This is a genomic window from Pleurocapsa sp. CCALA 161 (assembly GCF_003003995.1).
Taxonomy (GTDB): Bacteria; Cyanobacteriota; Cyanobacteriia; order Cyanobacteriales; family Xenococcaceae; genus Waterburya.
Map to the genome: position 1 here is coordinate 1 of NZ_PVWF01000176.1, position 6,766 is coordinate 6,766.

The 6,766-nt window shown below is 41.1% G+C and carries 6 protein-coding genes; 4 read left to right on the top strand and 2 right to left on the bottom strand.

Annotated elements, in window-relative coordinates:
- The first annotated feature begins 187 nt into the window (after window positions 1–187).
- Entirely contained in the window at window positions 188–475 is a 288-nt protein-coding gene (locus tag C7B62_RS23505) for a hypothetical protein (RefSeq protein ID WP_106243335.1), read from the top strand.
- Window positions 476–565: 90 nt separating this feature from the next.
- Here C7B62_RS23505 and C7B62_RS25920 read toward each other — a convergent pair whose 3' ends face one another.
- A complete protein-coding gene (locus C7B62_RS25920; protein WP_158260737.1) occupies window positions 566–736 on the bottom strand; it encodes a hypothetical protein in 171 nt (56 codons plus the stop codon).
- 163 nt (window positions 737–899) lie between these two features.
- Here C7B62_RS25920 and C7B62_RS23510 point away from each other — a divergent pair, with 163 nt between their 5' ends.
- The 3 genes from C7B62_RS23510 to C7B62_RS23520 all read left to right on the top strand — a co-directional run bounded on the left by C7B62_RS23510 (window position 900) and on the right by C7B62_RS23520 (window position 5,293).
- A complete protein-coding gene (locus C7B62_RS23510; RefSeq protein WP_106243338.1) occupies window positions 900–1,214 on the top strand; it encodes a hypothetical protein in 315 nt (104 codons plus the stop codon).
- Window positions 1,215–1,429: 215 nt separating this feature from the next.
- Window positions 1,430–5,089, top strand: coding sequence for a tetratricopeptide repeat protein (locus C7B62_RS23515; protein WP_106243341.1), 3,660 nt, complete (start codon window positions 1,430–1,432; stop codon window positions 5,087–5,089).
- A 9-nt stretch (window positions 5,090–5,098) separates the two neighbouring features.
- Window positions 5,099–5,293, top strand: a complete 195-nt coding sequence (locus tag C7B62_RS23520; protein ID WP_106243347.1) for a hypothetical protein — start codon at window positions 5,099–5,101, stop codon at window positions 5,291–5,293.
- A gap of 360 nt (window positions 5,294–5,653) precedes the next feature.
- Here the strand turns inward: C7B62_RS23520 and C7B62_RS25925 are convergent.
- The coding region (locus C7B62_RS25925; protein WP_158260738.1) for a hypothetical protein at window positions 5,654–6,766 on the bottom strand (1,113 nt) is incomplete at its 5' end.

Below are 6,766 nucleotides of genomic sequence, written 5' to 3' on the forward strand. Positions count from 1 at the left end.
GGTAAAAACACTAAAGCTTTTACTTACTCACGTACTTTGGTTATTGAAGGTAACTACAGTGGAGCAGGTTCTAGTTCTTACTCCGAGTCTTACTAGATAGTGATTTGAAACAGCAGTGAATTCATCTTGATGTAGTTCACTGCATTCAAGCTCTGATTACATTTACAACTGCAAAAGGTAACATCCTATGATTATCTATGATTTAGAATTTTTCAACTCTTGTGGTCAAGAGAACGAAAAAAACGAAGCTACTATCCGAGGAGGTGCTTCATCTTCCTCGGAATCACAGTCTTCTGTCGTTGACGGTAAAACTTTTTCCATCACATCGATAGAAGGAGAGGGAGATGATGTCTACTCTATCTCTATAATTGGAGACAAAGTAGTTAAGAAACGCGGCAAGAAACGCAGCTCATACAAGCTTAGTGGTTACTCTGTTGGGTCTTATGAACTCATAAAAGAGCTAGATCTCGGTTAGTATAGCTCTTTTGCTGGTCAAAATCTGCAATATTTCAGTGCGTGAATTAACCAGTAGTATTATCTAAGGTTCATTCATATGGTTGAATGATCAACTCTCTCTAGTTAAGAGAAAATCAACAAAAGGCGTTGATGAATAAAGGACGCTAATTAAGAAATCAGGTCGCCGAAACTTTGCTTTCTCGCTGATTCTTGCACCAACAATATTATGCGATCGCCAACGCCGTAAATGTTGATTATCCCTAGATTTAAGCTGTGACAAAGCTCTTTTCTATTGTTTAGTAAAGACAAAAAAGAGTTAACTATTTAGACTGTGAACATGATTTTAGCCCTTAATGCATACATTAAAAATGTTTTAGATGTATGTAATAAGATTGGCACGAACTGTAAACAAACTATAAACTTTAGCAAGGTTATCTAACACTATGATTATTAAAGACATAAAATTCATCCAAGCAACTGATAGAACTGAAAATATCAATGGCGGATTCGGTGCTTTCACAGGAGGAAATGTTAGTGCTAACGGAGGCGTAGCTTCTTCTAATGTTTTTGCCGTAGGATCTGGGCAATCTACAACTGCTAATACTTTGACAGGTACTAGATCGGCTGCTGCTCCCTCCTATAGCCTTAGTGCTGCTACTGGTGCTGGTACTGCTACTGCTGTAGTGGTAGATGGTAAAAACTCCAGTGTGGCTACTTCAGTATTCACTGGTGTTGCTACTGATGTTCAACTTTATTAGGTAGTCTTGGATCAAAGCTAGATTATCCTGTTCTTTGATCCACCACTGTCTGGGGTGAAAGAAATATTCGCCTTGATAAATAAATAGGATGCTCTTAGCTTGAGAGTATCTTTTTTTCAATTTTGAGCATCTTAAACTAATTATTTATTTTTCTATTTTTATGGCTATTTTTCTTGGAATACTTTTTAAATCCTTAAATTTATGAATTAAAAGCGATGGAATCTCAATCTGCTAAGATCTCAGGTTCAAAAGGTTTAAAATCTAACCTAGATTTAGGATCTGCCGAGTCTCATTTTCACGTTGGCATTAAGCACAGTCAAGATGGGCAAATAGAGTTAGCGATCGCCTCATGGCAAACTGCGATCGCCCTCCAGCCCAATCTGATAGAAGCTCACTATAACTTGGGTACGGCACTGCTAGAGCAAGGGAAAACAGAGCAGGCGATCGCTTCTTTTCAAACCGCTTTAGAGCTAAACCCCGATTATCATTTAGCTAGATTGAGTCTGGTAGTCAGTCAACTGCCCATAATTTATGCAAACGAGGCAGAAATTGAGTCGAAAAGACATGAGTATCAAAGACAGCTACAAAGTCTAGTCGATTATTATGAGCAAGCAGATCCAGAGCAACGCCAACAAGCAGCATTGGCTGTTGGTTCAAACCAGCCTTTTTATCTAGCTTATCAAGGAAAGTGCGATCGCACTTTACAGCAGACTTATGGAAGCTTGATTCAGGGGTTAATGGCAAGTCGCTATCCCCAATGGAGTCAGCCACTGGCTATACCCAAGCTGGCAGCCCAGCAAAAGATTCGCGTTGGTTTTGTCTCAGGCTTTTTTAATCGTCATTCAGTTTGGAAAATTATCTTACAGGGTTGGGTAGAAAACTTAGACCGCAGTGAATTTGAATTATTTGCTTACTTTACAGGGGAACGACGGGATGAGCAAACAATCAGAGCAGCAAAATTATTCGATCGATTTGAGAATCATGCTTTTTCTGTTGAGCAATGGGCAGAAAAAATTGCCCAAGACAATTTACATGTGCTGATTTTTCCCGAATTTGGGATGGATGCGATCGCTGTTCAGCTGGGTTGCTTAAGATTAGCTCCCGTGCAAATTTCCTCCTGGGGACATCCTGAAACTAGTGGGCTACCAACAATTGACTACTTTTTGAGCAGTGATTTAATGGAGCAAGCTAACGCTCAATCACAATATAGCGAAAAGTTAGTTAGATTACCTAATCTGGGAGTGTGTTACCAACTAATCCCAATTAAACCAGAGGCAGTCAAGAGAAAAGACATCGGTATCTTAGCCAGCGACATCATGTTTTGGTGTTGTCAATCTTTATTTAAATATCTACCACAGCACGACGATGTTTTTCCACGTATTGCCCAAGAAGTAGCTAATGCCAAGTTTGTCTTTATCAAACTAGAAAGCGAACTAGCCACTAATGTCTTTTGCCAGCGATTAGCTGATGCTTTCCAACAATTTGGCTTAAATTATCAAGACTACTGCGTGTTTTTGCCTCTGATGAGTGCAACCGTTTTTGCCGGGGTAGGTGCGATCGCCGATATATATTTAGATAATATTGGTTGGTCGGGAGGAAATACCACCCTAGAGTCAACTGTTTACAATTTGCCCATAGTTACTCTGCCTGGGGAATTGATGCGTAGTCGGCATACCCTGGCAATTTTGAAGATGATGGGAATTGAAGAAACGATTGCTCAAAATAAAGACGAATATGTACAGATTGCCGTGCGTCTTGGTCAAGATCGCGATTATCGCCACCATAGCTCCCAACAAATTGCTCTCAATAAGCATAAGTGCTATGGGGACTTGAAACCCGTCAGAGCATTAGAAGATTTTTTATTGGCGATCGCTGATAAACCCAGTCGATTTGATAGCGCCGACATTAAGGCAGCCTTTCAACTAGCAGAACAGCATTATCAGAATCATCGCTTAGACGAAGCACAACAACAATACGCTCAGGTGTTAGCCGCACAACCCAAACACCCAGAGGCTTTATATGCTTTAGGCTCTATAGAGCAGCAAAGAGGTCAATTAACCACCGCAGAGCAATATCTTTGTGCCTCTGTTCAAGCACAGCCTGATTTTTTGAAAGCTTGGTTTGGTCTAGGGAATTTGCGTCAAGCTCAAGGTCAATTCTCAGCAGCCGAGGCAGCTTATCGACAAGCGCTAAATCTTCGACCAGACTCTGCGCCTATTTATAACAACTTAGGTTATGTGCTGCAAAAGCAGGATAAATGGTCAGAAGCAGCCTCCAGTTATCAGCAAGCACTAGAATTACTGCCCAACTGCATCGAAGCTGATGTTAACTGGGGGAACGCCCTTTTTGCTCAAGGCAAACTATCGCCCGAAAAACAAGCTCATTATGCCCAGTTAAACTACAAATTGGGTTTAGGTCGTCACAGGGTGGGAGATGGGCAAACTGCTGAAATTTATTATCTTCAAGCAATCTCAATGCAGCCCGATCTAGTTGAGGCTTACTATGACTTAGGCTCGATCCGACAGCAACAAAGAAAGTTAGACCAAGCACGGGACTGTTATGAGCAAGTTCTGCAATTAGATCCCGATTGTGGTAAAGCATATTATAGTTTGGGGCAAGTGTATCAAGACCTGGGAGATTTAACTCAAGCTACAGTCAGTTTTAAACAAGGACTTAAGCTAATTAATCCAGTTTATGCTCAGGCGCTCGCCTCAGAGTCAAATCTAGCCAGCTTTGCCGAAAATTATCCAGTTCCGCTCATCCCGTCAGGAACAGTAACCATAGGAGGACACGATTTTCCAGCTATTCCTCCAGTTACCGAAGGTGAGAAGCGACCTTTTTGGAGTGTGGTGATTCCAGTAGTTAACCGTCCTGAATATTTCCCAGAATGTCTGGCTAGTGTGCTTTCTCAGTGGACTGGTGCAGAGGAGATGGAAATTATCGTTTTAGATAACGGCAGTAATCCTCCTCAATGGCAAATTCCTGATGATTTAGGTCGAGGGATTATTCGCTACTATCGATTGCCCGAAACTATCCCCTTACAGCAAAACTGGAATACGGCGGTAGCTCTTTGTCGGGGAGAGTGGATTCATCTGCTACACAATGATGATTACGTACTACCAGGATTCTACGAGCAGTTTAAAACAAGTTTAGCGACCTGTCCAGAATCGGTTGGAGCAGCTTTTACTGGTCATCAATCAATCAACGATCATCGTCAAGTTTTATATACCGAAGAACATAATCTAGAAAATTATCGCGGTATTGTGCAAGATTGGGTACGAGAAATCGGGGTAGTTAATTCCACTAGTCCTCCCTCCATAATAATTAAAAGGGCTAGCTATGAAAAATTAGGAGGGTACAAACCTGATATTCTCTTTACCTGTGACTGGGAACTGTATAAACGCATTGCCTCTTTCTTTGACTGGTGGTACGAACCTGGAATTTTAGCTCATTATCGTCGGCAGGTTAACAGTGTTACCATAGCTGAAAACCTGACTGGTGCTTCGGGATACGATCACTTGCGGGCGATTGAAATTTCCGAGAGCTATCTCCCTGCCAAATACTGTGCCGAAATTACCGCCAAATCTCGGGTCAATCATTTTCTTTGGTGTTTAGAGCGAGCCAATACACCCCTCAAGTCTGGCAATTTAGATGCTGCCAGACAACTTCTACAGGCAGCTCTTAAAATCGATCATTCTTCTGGAGCGATCGCCGAATTGTCTCGCTGGCTACAAGCACAAGCAGCAACCCCCCTAATTCAACAGCTAGCTCAACTCAAAATAGATTCTGAAGAGGCAGAGCAAACTATTCTAACCAATTTGTCTAAAACTATTCTCTATAATCAAGAAAAAGACTCCTCTAAATTAAACCAATAAACTAAAATCATGACTTACCAAAGAGTTTTTCATAAAAAAGTTGTTTCCCCTGATGGGAAAGCGATCGCCGAAGCCACTAGTAAAGTAATCGTTTCTAGCGATCGCCAAAGTAAAACAGTTCAAAGTGTTTCAACTACGGTGAATAATAATTCATCTAGTTCTAGTTCTAGTTCCAGTTCTAGTTCTAGTTCTAGTTCCAGCTAGGAAATAACAGCTTGAACTTACACAAAAATTGGGAGTTAAAAGCGATTAGGCTTCGCCTACCTTCGGGATCGCCCTTAACTCCCAACTACCTAGTACCGCTTCGCTTAAGTAACAAGTAGCCCTAAAGGATTCCCTTCGGTCTCAAGTAACAAGTTAGATATAATCAGGGTTTGAGGTTAACAAAATGGTGTCTTTACTTAAGCCTTCATGTACTAACAATACTTATACCAATTCTTAAAAGTAGCTGGAAAGAGCAAAAATATTCTGAGAGTCAATGAAAAGGCTTAAATATCCACAAAAGCTAAAAGCTAAAAGCTAATAGCTTAACCTGTCCTAAGTCTCTTGTTATTTTCGAGAATTTTAAGCAAAATCACTAATTTTGTAAGCTTGATCGCTGTCCCCATAATAGACAGCTTCGATGTTTTTGGCGGTCAATACTGAACCAGAATCAGAATCCTCAATAGTTAACGTTCTATTGTCTGATGAACCAGTAAATTGATAATCGTCTAGATTGCCCCATAATCTTAAAACATCAAAATCTTTGCCTCCATCAATTAAAACATTGCCTTCAAAGTTGCTAATTTCAAAAGTATCATGACCGCGATCGCCAAAAACACTAGTATTTTTAATTGAACTAGACTGATCTAGCGGAAAAGAAATTGCCCCAGTGACAGGATCAAAATCAACTATAGCCGCTTTAAAGAAATCATCACCTTGACCTAATCTAATTTCACTGTCTTGAACGCCAATAGTGCTGCCATAGGCTATCACTTGATCGTTACCTAATCCTGTGTTTAAGCTTCCGCCTAAAATGCCAATCTCACCAACGCCAACAACTCGATCGTTGCCTATTGCTGTAAGGATCTTTCCTCCAATATTATCAATCCCAATGGCGATCGCTTGGGAAGTATCACTGAGTGTACGAGTATTTGCTTGAGCATCTGAATTATCAACCGTGCTGGCAGCATTGGCATTAGCACCAGCAACAGCAGCAGATTTATCAATGGCTATACCAATGACAAGATCATTACCTTTACCAGTATTGATCTGACCTAAATTAACAATTCCCACCGTACTGCCTTGAGCGATCGCCAGAGATTGTGCATCTGCTGTAGCAGTCGCCGTATCGTTGGCAGCGGATTCAGCAACAGATATGGTCTGAGCGTTACTAGAACTTTGATTATTTGCCAGACCAATAATTACATCATCTCCACAACTAGTCAAAATTTGACCTAAATTAACAATTCCCAAAGTAGTTGTGGTACTCACCGCAGTAGCTAATGATGCGCTTTGAGCAATGGCGGTTTCAAGTGCCTGAATAGCTTCAGGATCAGAACCTGTAGCTAAGATAGCAGCGTTATAGGCAAATGCAGCAGCTTCTGCCTCACTCACAGCCGAGTTAGTCGCTAAACCAATAATAACGTCATGCCCTTCTCCCGTGTTAATTACACCTGTGTTATTGATGCCCAAGGC